Here is an 18,920-nt window from a genome sequence, read left to right as displayed (position 1 = left end):
GGGTTTTCCCGTAGCGGAAGTCGTCAAGACTTTCGTTTTCCAGGCTGCTTTCGTTTTCCAGGCTGGTCGAAACTCTCGCGCGAGTTCCGCTACGTCAGTAATGACTCCGAAGGTCCTTAATTGCGGTCGCCAACTATCTCGACGCCATTGGGAAGGAATTGGACATCGCGGTCGTTTGCGACCACTTCCCCTGGCGTGCAGCGTCCGTTGCGGACTTCCTGCTCTAGCAGACGCAGCAGCGATTGCACTTTTTCGGGATGCGTCGCAACCAAGTTGTTTGTCTCGGCAGGATCCGCCTGCAGATCGAACAACTGCATTGACGGCAAACCTTGCTTTTTGGCTGCGTCTTCTCGCGGGGCACTCCATCCGCCGCTGCCCGCCGACAAACATAGCTTCCACAATCCTTGGCGAATGGCGAATGATCCACCGATCGAATGACTGATCAACGAGCGACGCGCCGAAGTCTCTGCCCCCTCGAACACGGGCAACAAATTGAAGCCGTCTTCGCCACCGAGAGCCTGCTTCGTCTGGCCCGTAATTGCTTCGAGCGTCGCATAGACATCGGTCAAACAGGCCACCGCATTCGTGGTGCCGCCTCCTTCGATACGTCCCGGCCAACGGGCGATCAGGGGCACACGATGACCTGCTTCGTAGATGTCGGCCTTGTGTCCGCGATACTTGCCACTCGGGTTGTGCCCGTGTTCCTTCAGCACCCCAAAGTTCGCCTCGGGGGAACACCCGTTGTCACTCGTGAAAATCACAAGCGTGTTGTCGTCAAGCCCCGATTCTTTGATCGCAGCGAACAATTGCCCCATATGTGCATCGACTTGCATGACAAAGTCCGCATACGGATTCATCCCGCTGGCGTCCTTATACGGCGGTACAGGAACGATCGGAGTGTGAGGTGCGGGCAACGGCAGGTACAGAAAGAACGGCTTCCCCGCTTTCGCATCAGTCGCTCGCTCCTTGACATACGTCATCGATTTGTCGAACAGATGAGGCAACACGTTGTCGATTTGGAAATCGGGACCGATCGGCCCCTTGCGGTACCAACCATACGGATCTTGCTTCTTCGTGACACCTTCCTCGCGATCGGGTTGTGCCGTCACTTGACCGGTATCGACCCAAACGTAGGGCGGCATGTCCAGCGACCCGCAATGCCCGTAATACTGATCAAAACCGTTGATATCGGGACCGTTCTTCACCGGCTGAGTGAAATCAATCTGCTTGCCGTCCTTATGCCAATCCCAACCAAGATGCCACTTGCCAATCATTGCAGTGTGATAGCCTGCCGCTTGCATCAGATGCCCAAGCGTGGGGCGGTCGGCCGGAATCAGGTGCTCGCTGGTACCACTGAGCACGCCGCGAGCGAGTCGCGAACGCCAGTTGTAGCGACCAGTTAGCAAGCCATAACGGGTCGGGGTGCAGACGCTGCTGGGTGTGTGAGCATCCAGAAACGTGAGTCCTTGGTCCGCCATCTGTTGCAGATGCGGCGTTTTGATTTTGCAGTCGGGATTGGTCGGCGAGACGTCTCCGATCCCCAGATCGTCGGCCATCACCAGGATGACGTTGGGTCGGCCAGAGGACTCCGATGGCTCGTCAGCCAACCCGATCGAGCAGGATGCACAAACCGAGACAATGACCATTCCGATCCATCGGCTGAAGGGGACTAGTCTTGAGCGAAGTTTTATTTGCGTGTTGAGCATGGGCAGCAAAGTTCAATGGAAGGCGAGAGATAGAGAAGAGCATTTTCATGACCCAATTTAACCGATCCGGCGACGACTCGGGGTCGCCAGTCGCCCAATCATTGTGACTCGTTCAACATCAGACCGCGAAGATTCCCTAGAAAAATTTCTGAGTTTTCGACCTCAGGGCTCGCTAGTGGCGGAGTATAAGGGGGTGTGAAGAGTCCTCTCGCTGCCGTTTGAACACCGATTTTCCAAGTCTTATGCCGGAATCCGATGAGCAATTGATCGAGCGGTGGCGCGAGCTGGGAGAGATGTCCGCGTTGGCGGAATTAGCAGAACGCTATTTGTCGCAGTTCTATGGTACGGCTCGAGCAATGATGCTCAGCGACAGCCAAGCCGAAGATGTGGCACAGGAAACGATGCTGAAAGTCGTACGCTGGATCGATTCTTTTGACACGCGAGCAACCTTTCGCACATGGTCGTACACGATCCTGTTAAACACGATTCGCAGTGACCTTCGCCGCCAAAAAACACGCTCGCAACATCATGACGCGGCGGCGGACGTCACACGTGTTGCAGCGAAAAATCATTCACACGAAACCTTACTAACCCAGCAAGAGACTCGAAATCAGATCGAACATGCACTCACACACTTGACCGACAAGCAACGCACCGCTTTGGTGCTGATGGTGATCGAAGGACTGTCGGCTGCCGATGTCGCTGAAATCGAAAACTGTTCGGTCGATGCCGTTTATCAACGTGTCACTGAGGCGAGGAAATCGCTTCGCAACGCCCCGGCCTTACGACAATTGTGGCAGGACCATCGGTAACGATTTACCGGAGAACTAAATGAAACCGTCCGACGACGAAAAACTCGATCAAACACTTCGCGATTGGCGAAGCGGACTGGACCCGAATCCAGCACGACGCGATCGTATGCAAGCACGTTTTCTTGACGAGCTTTCGGCGGGCCCAGACTCGATCACCGGGTCAGTGACGCTACCGCCAAACGACACCTCGCCCTACGCAAGTGGATCGTGGATACGCGTTGCCGCGTGCCTGACCGTAGGTGCCTGCATCGTGTTCGTGATGTTTGCATGGCAATACCTGAGCGAACCCAACCCCACCCAAGCAATCGTTCATTCCGAACCGGCCCCGCAACCATCCTGGTCGTTCACGCCTGAGGATTTGCATCGCAGCGAGGTTTTGGTTTGCGAGTTTGATCGCGTGTTTGAGCATCAAGTTCGTTCGATCCATCAACGCGGCCAAACGGTCGAGGTGGATCTGGTCAATCATACGGTCGCCTGGGAAGAATCGCCGCGAGTCATCGTGCGGTTTGTGCTGCAACAGCGAAACGCAAACTCGGCTTGGAAAACGGTGCAAAGCGAAGAGTGGATCGGCAGCCAAGATCATCAATTTCATTTGTCAAACGTCTCGGACATAGAGGTCCAAACGTGGTCGCACCTGCTTCCCGACGATTCACTGTGGATGGAAATTTCAGTTTCATCGCCCGATGACGTGACGGAGCCGCGGACCCGACACTGCATCGCGAACATTCCCGGGATTGTGTGGCAGCGGGACCGTGGCGACCAGCACTGGCAACTCGTCGTCGTGCACGAGTTGCTAAAGCCATGTGATGGAGAGTTGATCTGATGCCACTTCGCATGCTGTCACTCCTCGTTTTTGCGCAGATCGGAACGGTTTTTGGGCTGATCGGAACAGTCGTTTCGGCTCAACCGACTTCGGTGGCATTAACAACGACGCTGCGAGATTCACAGACGCAGACTCAGCAAGATCGTGCGAATTCGTTTCTTGATCTGCTTGAGTTTCAGCTCAGCCAAAACGATTCGATCATCGTCGTCGAGCGGATGCGAATCGAAACGGCGTTACAAGAGCAGCTGATCAGCCAAACGTTGGGTGCACAGCAACGCGAGGGAACTCCGTTTGGCAAATTGCTTTCCGCCGACTTGATTCTGAATGCCCAATTTCTATCAATCAAAGAGGAAACCGATTCCACTCGAATGATCGTGCGAGTCGTCGAAGCAAAAACTGGGACGATTCGTGGCGTTAGTATCGCGGCGGTGGACGAGATCTCGGTCGAGGAATCGGCTGTGAACACGGCTCGCTACTTATCCGCGGTGATCGAATCCCCATCGGAAGCGGCGATCACTGTCGCTGTCGCCGCGTTTCAGTGTGAAGCACGATTCGTGCGACTGAGACCGCTTGAGCTGGGGATACGCGACATGCTGACCGCGGAATTGTTGAACCACCGGCGGTTCCATGTCTTGCAGCGATCTCAAATGAGCGACCTGGTGCGTGAGATGGAACTGATCCAAGCGGGTTTCGTCGACTCGACATCGCTGCCTGCGAATTTGCCAGAGCGATCGGCTGGCTACTTCGTCACAGGGACCCTAAATGAACACAACGCCAACGGAGGCTTGCAAATCGAAGTCTCGGGGCAAGTGACTCAGGCCGGGCAGCAAGAACCGATTCATACGTTCCATTTCCAAACCACGGCGAGCCAATTGCCGCATGAATTGTCATTGGCGGCGATGAAGATTGCGGGCGTATTGTCCAAGGCCGCTCGTTTACCTGAGCCGCCCCAACTCGCAGAAAATGATCGATCCGCGGGCGCAGCGAGTGATGAAACGAAACGGCTGCTCGACCAAGTCCTTCACGATCTGTACCGATTTCGCCCGCGATCGCCCAGCTCAGGCGGTGAACGCAGCTTCCGCGTGCCCGGTATCGATCTGCGTGAAAAGGTCGACGCGAACGTGCCCAAGTACGAATCGCGTGGCTATTGGGCCAGTGTGGTGAGCGCCGACACTCCGCTGGGCACTCACTTGATTCGGAAGTCGATCGACCGGCTCGAGACGATTTTATTCATCGATCCCGATCACGCCGTGGCGGCATATGCGTTAGCGTTTTGCTTCAGCCATCACATCGACGGCATTGTCAATCACGAGCGAGCCGGCGAACTGCTACGGCAAATAACGCGGCAAAATCCGAACAGCGATTTGGCAGCGGCAGCGCTACACTTACTCTCGGGAATTGGGCGGCATCACGCCTTCGGCATCAGTCGCACCGTCGCACCAAACCTCAGTCGGATGTCGACCGAAAACATTCAATTTGCCTTTGAAAGGATGCCGCCCCCACATCGCGATTACACCTGGGGACGGATCCTCAATTTGCTCAGTGCACGTTACTTGCAGCCCGAGGACATCCAGTCGTTGATGCCGGTGTTGCAAATCGTGGCGAAGCGAATCGACGAGGTCGACAATGCCATGGTCAAGCGGTTGCTGGCAACCGAATCGAGCCGGATCGCCCGCATGCTCGATACCCCCGAAGCCGAAGCGTTGATTGCCAATTGGACAAGTGACGAAAACCTGTGGAAGCGACACGCAGCCTGTTTGTTCTTTGCGGAATCCGCTGCTCGAAAACGCAACTACGAAGAAGCGGCAAAGTGGTACGAGCAAGCCGCCAGCGGGTTCGCGGGAATGAATGAACATGCCGAGCGACACGCCTTTGAAAACTTACTGATTCACGCCGCGGAATATTGGCGACGAGCCGACCGTGTCGATGCCGCGATGAAAGTCTTGGATTCGTTTTCACCGAGTCTGCCTCGCTCGCTGAACCGCGGCTACTACGACCTGCAGCGTGGGCACTGCTTACAGCAACTCGGTCAAGATGAGCAAGCCGTGGCGACATGGGTTCGTGCAGCCGAATCGGTTCCTCACTTGATCAATCAAGCCTCGGTGGCTGGGGCTATCAAATCCGCAGGTGGCGTCCCGTTGAATCCGGATCGCGAAATCAACGTTCGCTATCTGGCAAACGTTGACAAATACCCCAAGTCTTGTGTGGCGTTAGCAACCGACGGCTCGCGGGTTTTCTGTGGCGGGCGAGGAAAGCAGAGTTACCAATGTTTCGCATTCGACATTGCCACTGAATCCTGGACCACGATCAAAGCAGAGATTGGACGAATCACCTGCATGGATAGCGATGCCGGTTCCCTGTGGGTCGGAACCGACGACGAGGGACTGTTTCGCTACGACATCGCGTCCCAGAAATGGCACCACTGGGGACTCGATCAGTCGTTACCGGATCTGCATATTGAATCGCTCAGCGCCGTGGATAACGAGTGTTACGTCGGTGTTGGAACCGCACGCGGAGGCGGATTGGTGAAGATCACCGCAGATGGATCCGTACGATTTTTCGAGGGTAAAGACGCTCCCGATCAGGCTCCGACGCACATCATTGTCAGCGACGATAAAATCTTAGCACGCTCGATCAAATCCGTTCGGCATTACGATCGAAAAACAGAAAAGTGGAGTCTGCTAGAACTGACTTCACTAAAATCTCCGTTCCTATTTGCCGCTGACATCGGCTACTGGGCGTCCACCAGTCAACGCGAATTGTACCCGCTTGATCAACCTGAGATCTCGGAAGATTGGTTCAAACAGGCTTGGTATCCGCATGGGCGTCAGAAGTCCGGCTATCAAGTGAAGTTCTTGATTGAACACGAAGACGAAATTTGGTTTGGCGGCACTGCTTATGAGAAATTTTTATGCAGTGGACTCTATCGTGTGAATAAACATACCGGCGATTTTTCGATGTACGGCCCCCGCGATGGATTCAAAATGGACGGATATTATTCTTCGGATGATGGTGTCTGGGCAGCCGACCGATTGTGGATCGCCACCCATGCCGGATTGGCGGAGGTGACGAAAAGGCCCCGTGTTTCCGAGGTGCAATCCAGTGACAATTAATTCACCCAAGCGAACCGCTAACTCACAGCCACGCTCCGCATGCTCGCGTTGGGTTCGCGTCGCGGCGGGGGCCGTCTTTCTGCTGATCGCGTCCATCGCCAATCCGTCATGGGCACAATTGAAACCAGGACAATCGGACCAGTTCGCCGGCGAGAATTCAACGCTAACGCTCGCACCGGGGGTGGCGCCCGCGTCAAAAAAAGCTTACTGGCGGTTGAACACAGCCAATCGCACGTTGACCCAAGGCGTCAGCGAACTGAAACCGGCTAACGAACTGCACTCATCAAACACGGGCGATGTCGCCGAACGATCCTTTGTGATAAAGACTCCGGAAGTCAAACCAGATGTGGTGCTCGAGGTGGACCTTTTTCTGCACTTCGGCGATCCGCTTGCTGAAACAAGGCATGCTTTGCGATTGCATTCGCCCGATTGCTTTGTGAACATCCGACAAACACTCAGCGATGCCGGAATTGCATTGTACGATCCCGCCGGCATCACCGAAGATGCTTTGGTAAAGACAGGGCTGACCCCCAATGTGGTCACGTCTTTAAAGCGCGTCGATACCGAAGCGATCATCGTAATCGGCGAATCCATCATGTGGGACAAACGGATCGTCAAAGCGGTCGAGCAATGGGTCAGCGACGGAAAGTGGGTGATCGTGCTTCGCCCCGCCGATGCATCAACGTGGCCGATACCAACGTCAGCTGCCGATGGCGTGAAGCTCGCTTTCACGAGCATTACGAATAGTCGCTGGCGTCCCAAACGACTCGATCTGGAATTCTGGTCGTCGCACGCCAAGCATCCTCGCGGCTGGGAATTGCAAGTTTCAAACAACCAATTGCGGATTACTCGGGCGATGGGGCCTCAGGTTTGGCAACTTGCCGAGTATCAATCAAGAGAGAACCACGGTGGTGCTCTTTTTGTCGGTGTGCCGTTGATTTCGCGATGGAACGAATCTCCCGTGCCGCGTGAATTCCTGACGCATATCTTCCTCCAAACACTTCCCCATCCACCCCAAGACCCATGAAAGAATCGATGATGTACCGAACCTCAATACTTTGCGGCTGTGTGATCAGTCTGCTGCTCGCGTTTAGCCATCATGTGACCGCAGCCGATGCCGAGCGGCCGATTCCAACCGCGATACTGCCATTTGAAAGTCGTGGCGATGTGCAAGAAGAAGCCGCTCAGGTGGCCGATTTATTGTTCGCTAACCTGATCGTTTCCGAGCATGTGATGCTGGTCGAACGCCAAACGATCGACGACCTATTTGAAGAATTGAAACTTAGCAAAGCCGGCATCGTCAAAGCGGACGAGGCGATGCAAGTTGGAAAACTGACGGGCGCGAAACTGCTGATCACCGGATCAGTTTTGCAAGTCAACAACGATTTATATTTGGTCGCCAAGGTGATCGGCACCGAAACCAGTCGCTTGGCGGGCGCGTCGGTAAAAGGTTCCTCCAATACGGATTTGGGCGAATTGGTCGAACAATTGGCTGCGGAAGTGGACAAGGTGGTCGCGAAGAAAGCCAATCTGCTGCTGCCGAAACCGGTCCCGGTCGACGATTGGCTTGCGAGCACTCGGAAATCACTTCGCGGCAAGAACAAGAAGCTGCCAAGCGTTACGGTCGCCGTTACCGAGCAACACGTGGGCCAGCAAACCTTTGACCCTGCGGCGCAAACCGAGATCGAGCGACTACTCACCGAGCTAGGGTTTGACGTGATCGCGTCAGACAACGCAAACTCGGCTCGCGCGGACGTCCTGATCAAAGGAGAAGGACTTTCCCAATTCGCCATGAGCCGCGCCGATCTCGTATCGGTTCAATGCCGCGTGGAGGTTCAAGTGATCAAGCAAACCGACGGCACGGTGCTAACCTCCGACGCCGAGACCACCATGTCAATCGATCTAGCCGAGCAGATCGCCGCGAAATCCGGATTGCAAGAAGCCGCTCGAAAACTAGTTAAGCGATTGGTTCCGAAGCTGGTGAAATGAAGTAACCATAGGTGCGCTATCGCGACCCACGGCTAATCGCTTGAAATCCATTCGGACGCACGATCAATTACTTACGGTTCTGATGGACGCATCGAAACCCACATTCTCTGGCTCCCCTCTCCCCACAAATTCGGATCAGGGTTGATTCTGATGGGCAAGAGTTTCTTTCCGAATTTGTGGGGAGAGGGGAGCCAATGGAGACGTGTTTGGACACGATCCAGATCAGCGTCCGATTAATAAATTTATAATCGCACTTCCTTCGTGATGAAGAACGGTTTTTGCCCCACCCAGGCTGGAAGCCTGCTGATTACCCAATAGTTTTTTAATCTTCTCCAACATCAGCTCTGTTTTGGCACGCGATTTGCGCCATTTATTTCCTATTTTAACGCGATAGGAGATCAATTGATGAATGCGATTCCGACCACCATTGAACAAGAATTTAACACAATCGACTTCGGGCACAAAAGCCGAAACGATCGATCCAAAGCGATTCTCAAGGCACTCTTCGCCAACCCTCAAGAGAGTATCAACGCAGCCTGCGACAAATGGAAGGATGCCAAAGGAGCCTATCGGTTCCTGCAAAACTCGCAGGTCGATAGCGACGAGATTCTCAGCGCTCACCGGCGAGCGACAATTCAGCGAATCAAGTTTCAGAAGGTTGTCTGCGTGGCCCAAGACACGACCGAATTGGACTTTGGCAATCACGCCCCCGACGATGTGCGTTGCCTCAATCAAGCAGAAAGGAGAGGGCTCTACGACCATAGCTCCGTTGTCTTTACCCCTGAAAAATTATGCCTGGGAGTGCTCGATGTCGACTTCTTTGATCGTAGCGAAGAGAGCTTGGGCAATGCAGCAGAGCGAAAGACAGATCCCATCGAAGACAAGGAAAGTTTTCGATGGCTCCAAGGCTATCGGCGTTGCTGCCAGTTGGCATCCCAGTGCCCCCAGACGCAAATTGTTTCGTTGGCTGACCGCGAAGGTGACATCTATGACATCTTCGTCGAAGCTGAAAAACACGAATGCCCTGCGGACTTCGTCATCCGTAGCAAACAAGTCCGCAGCTTGCCTGAAAAAGACGAACAAGCGGGCGGCAATACCTACAAGAAGATGCGCGAGGAAGTCGAAAACTCTAACCTCGTCACGACGCGGCAGATCGAACTACCGGCCACCGCGAAGCGCGCCGCCCGAACAGCCACTCTGGAAATCCGGGCGATTCGCACAAAAGTAAAACCTCCCCATGCAAGATCGGCTCTTCCCGAAGTGACGCTCAGCGTGGTACTTGTGCAAGAGGTCGGCGGTCCGGGCGACGGAACCGATCTGAACTGGCTGCTGTTGAGTTCACTTCCGATTGACGACTACCAGGATGTTCTGCGAATCGTGGATTACTACGTTGCGCGGTGGCCAGTGGAAATGTTTTTCAGAGTCTACAAATCGGGCTGCCGCGTCGAGGACATCATGCTGGAAACGAAAAGCAGATTGATTCGCGCGTTGATGTTTTACAAAGTGGTCGCGTGGCGGATCCTGTTTGTCACGTTCCTTGGACGAGAATGCCCTGAGTTGCCCAGTGATGTCGTGTTCAGCGAAGCGGAGTGGAAGTCGGTATGGAAAATCGTTGAGGAAACCGAACCACCCAAATCAGCCCCAGAACTCTCGCAGTTCATCCCGATGCTTGCTCAGTTAGGTGGCTACAATCGACGCAAACATGATGGGCCACCGGGGATGGAAACGATTTGGCGCGGAACTCGCCGAATGATGGACTTCGCGTTGGCATGGCGATCCTTCGGACCGCCCGTCTCAGCTGAACATTAAAAATTGGGTAATCAGCAGGCTGGAAGCCTAGGCTACGAAGTTGTGCAAAGCGGATTTACTCGGATGCTGGGATTTGATTCAGCGTGTAATAGGCATGGGTATGCAGCAGGGGATCACCGCTTTCACCTCGCACCCCGATTGCGTTCAGTTCGTGGACGAACTTTTCGCGGCATCCATCAACGACCAAGTGAACTCGCAAACCATCGTCGGATACCCTTGCTTCGCGAATCACCAACGACTTCGTTTGAATTTCATCGCTGCCGTACGAGGATTGATACAGGTAGGTGTAACCCGACATCGTGTACGACGCGGGATCGGCGGCGGTTTTGACGTCGACCGGTTTTGTAAACGTCAACTCGAATCCGTCGTGCTTGGCTCGCATCTCTTTGATTTCTAGCGGCGTTTCGCCAGTCCACACCAACCGCTGCAAACCGTACGACGCCGCTCCTAGACTGCTCCAACCTCGATTGGTCAGCCCCACAAACATGCTGCCGTCATGCCCTTGAGCCATCCGCAACACCGCGGACGCAAATCCGCTGCGAAACGGGAAACAGGCACCTTGGTATTCACCGTTGACCTGTTCTAAAAACACACGATGAATTGATGCTTGCGTAAACTCGCCGACAAACAACTGGCCGGCGAACGGACCAAACTTGCCACCGCTTTCGTCCAACATGATGTCGGTCGCCGATTGCCCCATCTTTTTGTAAGGAAACCAAACGACCGGCGGAACGAGTTGTGGAAACGCCTTCAGCGCGTCAGGGAATGGCAACCCATCAGGAACCGACGTGACATTCGTGATTGGTGATTCAGGATGGTCGATCGACGCCAACGATTCTGCATGATGAAAAAAGGCACCCGACCGCAAGTGATGTAGCGTGTTGGTGCCGACCCAGTTGCCTTGTTGGTCGGTGTAGAACATCTGGCCATCCGCGTTCGCCCCCAAACCCGAGGGCGATCGCATCCCGGCACAGACCGGAATCAGCTCGCCTTGCGGAGTGACTTTCATTCCCCAGCCACGCCACAAACCTTGCCGATAGCCGAGCGTTTTGTTTTCAACGGTTCGTGTCAGCTGATCTCCCTTCAACCCCAATCCGATGTTCAACGTGATCCATAGGTTGCCTTCGTGATCCAGCTTGGGTCCGTAGGCATATTCGTGATAATGCCCCGTCACGCCCCAACCTTTGGCGACGGTCAAATACTCGTCGGCAACGTGATCCCCATCGCGATCACGAATCCGCGTCAGTTCGGATCGCTGAGTCACATAAAATGAATTGTTGTGCCACAACAACCCGAGCGGTTCATGCAGCGCCGAGGCAAACTTTTCATATTTGACGTTACTAGGCGGATCGTCATAGACGCCGTCCATAATCCAGATTTCACCCTTGCGAATCGCGACCGCGATCCGTGAATCGTCCAACGCCGTCATTCCGCTAACTTCCAACACCAAGCCTTCGGGAGCGGGTTGCCAATTCGGTGAACGAGAATCACTCGCTTCGGCTACCGCAATCGAGACGAGCTTGTAAAAGTCGTTTTCGTCGGCCGCCTCTAACGTTGGAGGCATCACCATCAGCGATACCAAACTCAAAATGCATGTCATCCAAAGCACGCGAACTACCATGAATAGTTTACCTCGATTTTGAAGGGAAATTCGCGTACGGGGACACGCCACTCGGCCACTCCATCGCCTTCGTAGACGTGAGCATCACGTGCAAGCGATGGTGGCAAGGATATCGTCAAACCGGCTTCGTTTTCCATCGTGTGGTCATCAATTCGCTGCAATTTCTGGCCACTTAGAACACGGAACCAAACCGTATCCGTGTTCGCCCTCGATGCGGATGGGATTAGCGTCAGTGCTCGCCGCAACCCCGATTTCTGTTTGGATTCACGCTGCTCACCTACGTTAGCGGGCTGGATCAGATCGCTGATCTCGATTCCGGCGTAGCGATACAGAAACTCTGGCGTTTGATTGGCATTAATTCGGTAGCCACCAAATCGCACATCGGACTGAAGCGGCCAAGGGTCGTTTTCAAGCTTAAGTTCGGCAAAGGAAAATCCACTGGGGAAATTAGCGACATCATTGCCGAGTGGATCTGCCGGAGGAGCAGAGCGAACAAACCAAGTTCCCTGAGCATCGAGGAACCGACCACGCCAAGTCGTTGCGAGACGAACCTGCTCGGCATCAAAGGCAAAGTGAACCTGTTCCGGAAAACCCACTGCGATCGCGTGCGTCCCGGCTCCCGGCATGAACGTTCGCAAGATCATGGGACGATCCGTCGGCGAAAGCTCGTAATTCTCTGCTCGCGACTTTTCAATTTTGCTTGGCAGCGGATGCTTGGGCAACGCGTTCAAATAAGTCCACATCGCCGCAATCTGCTGTTTGGGATCGCCATCGAGCAGATCAGGTCTTGGGCTTTTGCCATCCACAAAAAACGTAGGCATTCTGGTGCGGGCCTTCACTTTGCCAGGGTCCAGCAAAAACTGCTCGAACCATGCCGGATGAATGCGAGAATTAATCTTGCTCAGATCAACGCCGACGACGCCCGGCAACGCATCGCCACCAAACGTATGACACTGGACACAACCGATATCCATTAACTCTCGCCCGGCCTCGGCCAAGCCACTTGTTTTGCCGAACACACGCGCCGTATCGGCAATGTTTGCCTCGTCGACTTCCGCGAACAATTTTGGCACCGTTCGAGTGACGTCGAGAGAAAATCGCGGCATCTGGATTTGCATATAGGGACGGCTCGGCAACGCCTTGCCAGAAACGACGTTGGCAAGGTGCGCAGAGGTCAGCTTTGCACCGACGCCTGTCAGCGGGGGCGGCAACCGACCTTCGTCTCCCAAATCGATATGCCCCGCAGTTTCGAAATAGGGTTTCCGATAGCGACCGATCCCTCCGAGTTGGTCGCGCTGATGGCACCCGTAACAATTCGATGCCAACAAAATACCGTCGAGTTTTTGCGTTGCCGAAATCTCCTGTCCTGACTTGGCACCCTCGATCGCTTTGGCGATGGCGTCTCGCTGCACCGAGTCGAGCGGGTACTGAACGGGACGCTGCGGTGAATCCCCTAAGCAACTTTTGGCGGCGGCTAAGCTGACCGATGACAGTGGCATCGCACTCGGCGAAGCAGATTTGATTGACGAGTCATGACAAGCAGCACAGTTCAATTCAGTGAACCACTCGCGTCCCCGTTGCACGAGCGCCGCATCGTTAGCAGCATCGCCGCTCGACACAGCCGGGGATGGCTTCGTACCGGACGTGGGCTCATCAGAGGAGTAATCAGTCAGCAGATACTCGGCTAAATCCGCTGCCTCGTGGGACAACAATTTAAAATCAGGCATCCGTAGCGCTGGCCGCGTGTGCGCCGGATCGTGCAAGAAATGAGCCAACGATTTGCGAGTGTATTTGGCCGCCAGATCTCCGAGTGGAATCGACTCGACTCGCCGTGCCGCAGCGGCCAACCCCATGTCGGCGAGTTCTTCGGGGTCAAGTTCCTCCAACAACGCATCGACCGGTGATGTGATTGCCCCGGTCACAACATAGTCGGCGTCGCTGGAATGGCAGGCCACACAGCCGCGTGTGTGAAAAATCTCGCTACCGTGATCCGCATCGCCGCGATTCCAAAACTCGAACATCACCGGATTGGCGCCGGTCGCTTTGATCTCGGGATAATCGGCACGCTGAGAGTCGGCAAGAAAAGCCGCAATCGCTTGGCTGATCTCGCGTCGCTGCTGTGGCGAACGATTCCCCAGCAAATCGGGCATCGTCGTTCCCGGTTTGACTTGTTGCGGCGAGGCAATGAAATCAGCCAGCCAAGACTGCGAGTAGTGAAGTCCCGCACTGTGCAGTCGCGGACCTCGCTTTGGCTCAATCGCTTCCGCAGTCGTGCTCTTGCCAGCGGCGGCACCATCACTCAAATGACATGACGTGCAACTCAGTTCGCTGAGCAACAAGCGTCCGCCGTCGACGGGGTCGATATCCCCGTGCCGCACAAATCGATCGAACCCCGCCACCACAGGCGGAGCCGATGAATCATGGAGGGACGTCGAATCAGTACCCGAATCTTCCGCCGTCGCGACTGCAGTCCATACGACAGTGGCAACCCAAACGACAACAAGCAAGTTTCGCATCAAACCACCACGACGCCATCACGTGCCTTGACCAACAAATCAATCCACGGACCTAAGTAGTTACCGTTGTCATGAAACGTCCGGCCGCTAACTAAGTTTCCATCGACCACGCAGGCCTCGTCAACAAACGTGCCCCCACAGACTTCTAGGTCGAACTTGCACTTGGGAACTGTCGCCATTCGGCGGCCTCGCACGCAATCGGCATAAGCGGGAATCTCGACTCCGTGACAGACCGACGCGATCGGCTTGTTGGTGGCAAAGAAATGTTTTGTGATCCGCACCAGATCTTTGTCGTAACGAATGTATTCCGGTGCCCGTCCGCCCGAGAACATGATTCCTGCATACTCTTCTTCGTTCACTTCACTGAATGGCACATTGCAATCGATCGTATAGCCTTCCCATTCTTTGGTGATCGTCCATCCCGCTTTGACTTCGTGCATCACCATTTGGTAACGCCGTTTCTCGGGGGCGGTGACCACAGGTTGGAACCCCGCTTCTTGCAAACGGTAATATGGGTACATGGTGTCCAGCGTTTCGCTGGCGTCACCAATCACAATCAATACTTTTTCCATGGTCATTTCTAGACTTTGAAAGAGAAGAAAGGGGTCGAGGGGTTAGCCGGTTATTTACAGCGATGCCAAGTAATTTCGAGCACGGTTCACATCGGCGGTGACGCCGGCGGTCGAATCTGCAATCGCGGTCCCACGCGGGAACGAATGCATAAAGATCTCGGTCCAACCCGAGTAGTTCTCGGCAGCAAGTGCCTGCATCATCGGAGCAAAGTCGAGTTCGCCACGACCGGGCATTTGTTGCATTTCCAATTCGCGAGCTTGCTTTTTCGTGCTCCCCATGCCGTGCTGCCACGCGTAAAACACTTCGATCCGCGGACACAGTTCGCGAATCAAACTGGCTAATGCGTCAGGATCTTGGGGCAAGTGATAGGGTGCCAGTGCGATTCCGAGATGCGGGCTCGGACACAATTCAATCAACCATTTCATCGAATCAGTCGACTCGATCAGATTATTAGCGTGATTTTCGATTGCGATCGTGACGCCGGTTTCCGCGGCAACGGCAAGATGTGGTTTCATTTTTTCGGCGAATTCGCCAACGGCTCGTTTTAGCTCGCTGCCCTTCAAACCTTTCGGGCCCGAACCGCCCGCGACAATCGTTTTGCAGCCAAACTTTTCCGCAAAACGCATCTCGTCCTGCAAGCGAAATGGTCCCAATTTGTACTGCGTCAAACACCCGAGTTGGACGTCATGTTTAGCGAGCAATTCCGCAAACGCATCGGCTCCCATCGCTTCGATCTGTTCTCGCTGGTCCCCGTGCACTTTGGGCCAAATATCAATGGCGGCAGCGCCGCTCTTGTGAACTTCCGCGACAACGTCGGCCACGGGTGCGTAACCGTATAGACACGAGCCGAGCAAATACTTGGGGCGCCATGCGGCGGAATCGCTTGCCACCGTGTGCGATGCCATCAAGGCTGCCGCACTGGTCGCAGCGAGCTGGCAAAATTGACGTCGCTTCATCAAAGAATCCGAGTGGGAGGAGAAAGAAGGGGAGGTAGGGAGAAGGGCGAGTGGTGGGTATGCAAATGATTTTAGCAGCACGTGTGACACACTGCGCCTGCGTTTTTGCGTCATTCTTTTACACTATATTGCGTCTCAAAATTCCTCGATTAGGCTGAACTTCATCTCGAAGGAGAGTTTTTCCCTGCGCCGCGTTGCCCTCATCATCGAAACCTCACGAAGCTACGGGCGCGACTTGCTCAGTGGTGTCAAACGCTATGCAGCCGAACAAGCGTCATGGTCGATGTTTGTCGAACTACGTGACCTCGAGTCTAAACCGCCCAGCTGGCTACGAAACTGGGACGGCGACGGCATCCTGACGCGTTCGGGCAACCCAGCGATCCAACGTGCGGTCACTCAAGTCGGAGTGCCAACCGTGGAACTTCGATCGAGTCGACTCGCCAAGCGGTTCCCGTTTGTCGGGGTCGATAATCATGCAGTCGGTGAAATGGTCGCGTCCCATTTTCTTGAGGTTGGCTTCGAAAACTTTGGCATTTACCGGCTCGATACCGAGCAGTTTTTTATCGACCGCCGCAACAGCTTCGTCGCCCACCTGGATGCTGCCGGATTTGGGTGCGAAGAGTTTCATCAATCCGGTGCAACCGAGAAACCGAGCCAGTGGGAACGCCAACAAGCTCGGTTGTGCCAATGGATTCAACAAATTCCCAAACCTGCGGCGATTCTTGCCTGCACTGACCAACTAGGGTGCTGGCTACTCGATGCATGCCGCCGCGCCGACGTCCGGGTGCCGGAACAGATCGCAGTAGTCGGTGTCGAGAATGATGAAACACTGACCACCATCAGCACTCCTACGCTCAGCAGTGTGCAATTGGACGGGCATCGAATTGGCTATCAGGCCGCTCGACTGCTGGACCGCATGATGCAGGGCGGTAAGCCACGCACGATGCCACTGTTGATCCCACCGATTGGCGTCGTTACTCGGCAATCGTCCGACATCGTCGCCACCAGCGATCCGCTGCTGGCGGCGGCGATTCGCTTCATCCGCCAACATGCTTGTGAAGGAATTCGGATTGCAAATGTCTTGGATGCAGTGCCGCTGTCACGAAGTCAACTCGAACGCGGATGTCGTGAGTTGTTGCAACGGTCGCCCAATCAAGAAATCAATCGAATTCGCATTCAAGCTGCAAAAGAGTTATTGCGAGATACCGAGCTCAGTATCCAGCGTGTTGCGGCACGCACCGGATTTACGACGCAGCAGTACTTTGTGCAATTGTTCAAGAAACATTGTGGTATGACCGCCACCGCGTACCGAAAATCGGTTCGTGAGCTAGCGGTAAAGGGTGATTGATCGAACCTCGCTGCCCCCCCGAATCGATGGGCGAAATCGACGCGGATACACTACGGGGCAGTGCTTCTATGCGCAGATTCATCAATTAAGGCGTTTTACGCACAAGAACGCCTTTAGTACTAAGGGCTACAATGCCTGAAGCGTCACACGTTGGGCGTTTGAATCAATCGCGTCCAATTTTGTCACATCACAACAGGGATGATTCGGAAATAACTTCGTTGTTTTTCCTTGTCTCTTCTCGCCACCTAACCGCGTCCCCACGCAAGAGCGCCCCATCATGAAAATTACAGGACTAAAAATTTATCAAGTCGACCTTCCGTTGCACGAAGGCAATTACAGTTGGTCGGAAGGCAAAAGCGTTGACGTATTTGACAGCACCGTGGTCGAAGTCCAAACCGATTGCGGAATCAGCGGTTTCGGCGAAGTCTGTCCGCTAGGTCCCGTCTACCTGCCCGCGTATGCGGCCGGTGCCCGAACGGGAATCCAAGAGTTAGCGCCGCATTTGATCGGAGACGATCCTACGCAGCTAATGGCGTTGAATCTGAAGATGGACCAGTTGATGAAGGGTCACCCCTACGTCAAGTCGGCAATCGACATGGCGTGCTGGGACATCCTCGGCAAGGCGGCTGAAATGCCCGTCAGCACTCTGTTGGGCGGCCGCTATGGCGACGACGTCGTACTCTATCGTGCCATTTCACAACGCCCCGCAGCCGAGATGGCTGAAAACGTGGCAAACTACCGAGCGGAAGGCTATCGCCGATTTCAATTGAAAGTGGGCGGCCGACCAGACGACGACATCGAGCGGATTCGTGCCGTACGCGAAATCTTGCAACCCGGTGACAAGTTGATTGCCGATGCAAACACCGGATGGCTGATGCACGAAGCGATGCGAGTGGTCAATGCGGTCAAGGATGTCGACGTTTACATCGAACAACCCTGTGCCACGTATGAGCAATGCCTGAGCATCCGCCGTAACACGAATTTGCCGTTTGTGTTGGACGAGGTGATCGATTCCGTCGATGCGATTCTGAAAGGGGTCGCTGACCATGCAATGGACGTGGTCAATATCAAGATCAGCAAGTTTGGTGGTTTGACCAAAGCCCGCCAAGCACGCGATCTCTGTGTTTCGCTAGGAATCGCGATGACGCTCGAAGACAGCTGGGGAGGCGACATCATCACATCGGCGATTTCGCATCTCGCGCATAGCACTCCGACCGAGTATCTGTTTACGTCAACGGACTTCAACAGCTACGTGACACAATCGATCGCCGAAGGCGCTCCGCAACGAGTCAACGGACGGATGGCTGCGTCGACCGAACCGGGCCTCGGAATCACGCCCCGATTTGACGTGCTCGGAGATCCTGTATGGGAGTCTCAAGGCTCTTGCAACAAGTCTTTTAGCATGTCGACTTAATTCGGCAACAAATCGCACGCTGGACAACGCGGCGTCCCACACTCGCGGTCGGATCAAATCCCAATACCGCGAGATCGAGGCCCACGTTGATTGACGGTGCGGCACGAGCGGTTTTAGGCCGGAGGCCGACATAATCTCTGCCGGTGGTATTAGCCACCGGTATTGAGCGGTGCGAATCCGAAGGCCGGACTCTCTCTCGCATCGGGCTTCGGCTGAGAACGCGGTCGCAAATGGCCTGCA

At 54.8% G+C, this 18,920-nt stretch carries 13 protein-coding genes; 8 read left to right on the top strand and 5 right to left on the bottom strand.

Going from position 1 to position 18,920, the window contains the following annotated elements:
* Positions 1 to 116 precede the first annotated feature (116 nt).
* A complete protein-coding gene (locus SH528x_RS02140; protein WP_442508890.1) occupies positions 117 to 1,706 on the bottom strand; it encodes a sulfatase family protein in 1,590 nt (529 codons plus the stop codon).
* Positions 1,707 to 1,948: 242 nt separating this feature from the next.
* Between SH528x_RS02140 and SH528x_RS02135 the strand changes: the two genes are divergently transcribed.
* The 6 genes from SH528x_RS02135 to SH528x_RS02110 all read left to right on the top strand — a co-directional run bounded on the left by SH528x_RS02135 (position 1,949) and on the right by SH528x_RS02110 (position 10,252).
* Positions 1,949 to 2,518, top strand: coding sequence for an RNA polymerase sigma factor (locus SH528x_RS02135; protein WP_442508889.1), 570 nt, complete (start codon positions 1,949 to 1,951; stop codon positions 2,516 to 2,518).
* A gap of 19 nt (positions 2,519 to 2,537) precedes the next feature.
* Positions 2,538 to 3,341 (top strand): hypothetical protein, encoded by an 804-nt coding sequence (locus tag SH528x_RS02130; protein ID WP_442508888.1) that lies wholly within the window; start codon positions 2,538 to 2,540, stop codon positions 3,339 to 3,341.
* On the top strand, positions 3,341 to 6,454 hold the full coding sequence (locus SH528x_RS02125) for a CsgG/HfaB family protein (RefSeq protein WP_442508887.1): 3,114 nt from the start codon (positions 3,341 to 3,343) through the stop codon (positions 6,452 to 6,454). Before SH528x_RS02130 ends, SH528x_RS02125 begins: the two co-directional genes overlap by 1 nt.
* On the top strand, positions 6,444 to 7,481 hold the full coding sequence (locus SH528x_RS02120; protein ID WP_442508886.1) for a hypothetical protein: 1,038 nt from the start codon (positions 6,444 to 6,446) through the stop codon (positions 7,479 to 7,481). The genes SH528x_RS02125 and SH528x_RS02120 overlap by 11 nt, the downstream gene beginning before the upstream one ends.
* Complete coding sequence (locus SH528x_RS02115) at positions 7,478 to 8,443, top strand: CsgG/HfaB family protein (RefSeq protein WP_442508885.1); 966 nt, start codon at positions 7,478 to 7,480, stop codon at positions 8,441 to 8,443. The genes SH528x_RS02120 and SH528x_RS02115 overlap by 4 nt, the downstream gene beginning before the upstream one ends.
* A 405-nt stretch (positions 8,444 to 8,848) precedes the next feature.
* Complete coding sequence (locus tag SH528x_RS02110; RefSeq protein WP_442506785.1) at positions 8,849 to 10,252, top strand: IS4 family transposase; 1,404 nt, start codon at positions 8,849 to 8,851, stop codon at positions 10,250 to 10,252.
* 55 nt (positions 10,253 to 10,307) lie between these two features.
* Here the strand turns inward: SH528x_RS02110 and SH528x_RS02105 are convergent, their stop codons facing one another.
* Genes SH528x_RS02105 through SH528x_RS02090 form a run of 4 tightly spaced genes read right to left on the bottom strand, consistent with a single transcriptional unit; the run spans position 10,308 to position 15,918 of the window.
* Positions 10,308 to 11,873, bottom strand: coding sequence for a DUF7133 domain-containing protein (locus SH528x_RS02105; protein WP_442508884.1), 1,566 nt, complete (start codon positions 11,871 to 11,873; stop codon positions 10,308 to 10,310).
* Entirely contained in the window at positions 11,867 to 14,389 is a 2,523-nt protein-coding gene (locus SH528x_RS02100) for a c-type cytochrome (protein ID WP_442508883.1), read from the bottom strand. The genes SH528x_RS02105 and SH528x_RS02100 overlap by 7 nt, the downstream gene beginning before the upstream one ends.
* Positions 14,389 to 14,961 carry a DJ-1/PfpI family protein gene (locus SH528x_RS02095; RefSeq protein ID WP_442512066.1) on the bottom strand — a complete coding sequence of 191 codons (573 nt, stop codon included), beginning with the start codon at positions 14,959 to 14,961 and terminating at the stop codon, positions 14,389 to 14,391. Before SH528x_RS02095 ends, SH528x_RS02100 begins: the two co-directional genes overlap by 1 nt.
* A gap of 54 nt (positions 14,962 to 15,015) precedes the next feature.
* Complete coding sequence (locus SH528x_RS02090; RefSeq protein ID WP_442508882.1) at positions 15,016 to 15,918, bottom strand: sugar phosphate isomerase/epimerase family protein; 903 nt, start codon at positions 15,916 to 15,918, stop codon at positions 15,016 to 15,018.
* 148 nt (positions 15,919 to 16,066) lie between these two features.
* On the opposite strand from SH528x_RS02090, the gene SH528x_RS02085 reads away from it, so the two are divergent.
* Positions 16,067 to 17,266, top strand: a complete 1,200-nt coding sequence (locus tag SH528x_RS02085) for a substrate-binding domain-containing protein (RefSeq protein ID WP_442512065.1) — start codon at positions 16,067 to 16,069, stop codon at positions 17,264 to 17,266.
* 277 nt (positions 17,267 to 17,543) lie between these two features.
* Positions 17,544 to 18,680: a cis-3-hydroxy-L-proline dehydratase gene (locus SH528x_RS02080; protein ID WP_442508881.1), complete on the top strand. Its 1,137-nt coding sequence runs from the start codon at positions 17,544 to 17,546 to the stop codon at positions 18,678 to 18,680.
* The last annotated feature ends 240 nt before the right edge of the window (positions 18,681 to 18,920 follow it).

The sequence above is a fragment of the Novipirellula methanifontis genome, assembly GCF_052161655.1.
Classification (GTDB): domain Bacteria; phylum Planctomycetota; class Planctomycetia; order Pirellulales; family Pirellulaceae; genus Novipirellula.
This window is presented reverse-complemented; position numbering and strand designations above follow the sequence as displayed.

Excerpts from the sequence above, each read along its gene's own strand:
- SH528x_RS02140 (WP_442508890.1), bottom strand. The coding sequence starts at position 1,706 with ATGCTCAACACGCAAATAAAACTTCGCTCAAGACTAGTCCCCTTCAGC.
- SH528x_RS02135 (WP_442508889.1), top strand. The coding sequence starts at position 1,949 with ATGCCGGAATCCGATGAGCAATTGATCGAGCGGTGGCGCGAGCTGGGA.
- SH528x_RS02130 (WP_442508888.1), top strand. The coding sequence starts at position 2,538 with ATGAAACCGTCCGACGACGAAAAACTCGATCAAACACTTCGCGATTGG.
- SH528x_RS02125 (WP_442508887.1), top strand. The coding sequence starts at position 3,341 with ATGCCACTTCGCATGCTGTCACTCCTCGTTTTTGCGCAGATCGGAACG.
- SH528x_RS02115 (WP_442508885.1), top strand. The coding sequence starts at position 7,478 with ATGAAAGAATCGATGATGTACCGAACCTCAATACTTTGCGGCTGTGTG.
- SH528x_RS02110 (WP_442506785.1), top strand. The coding sequence starts at position 8,849 with ATGAATGCGATTCCGACCACCATTGAACAAGAATTTAACACAATCGAC.
- SH528x_RS02105 (WP_442508884.1), bottom strand. The coding sequence starts at position 11,873 with ATGGTAGTTCGCGTGCTTTGGATGACATGCATTTTGAGTTTGGTATCG.
- SH528x_RS02100 (WP_442508883.1), bottom strand. The coding sequence starts at position 14,389 with ATGCGAAACTTGCTTGTTGTCGTTTGGGTTGCCACTGTCGTATGGACT.
- SH528x_RS02095 (WP_442512066.1), bottom strand. The coding sequence starts at position 14,961 with ATGGAAAAAGTATTGATTGTGATTGGTGACGCCAGCGAAACGCTGGAC.
- SH528x_RS02090 (WP_442508882.1), bottom strand. The coding sequence starts at position 15,918 with ATGAAGCGACGTCAATTTTGCCAGCTCGCTGCGACCAGTGCGGCAGCC.
- SH528x_RS02080 (WP_442508881.1), top strand. The coding sequence starts at position 17,544 with ATGAAAATTACAGGACTAAAAATTTATCAAGTCGACCTTCCGTTGCAC.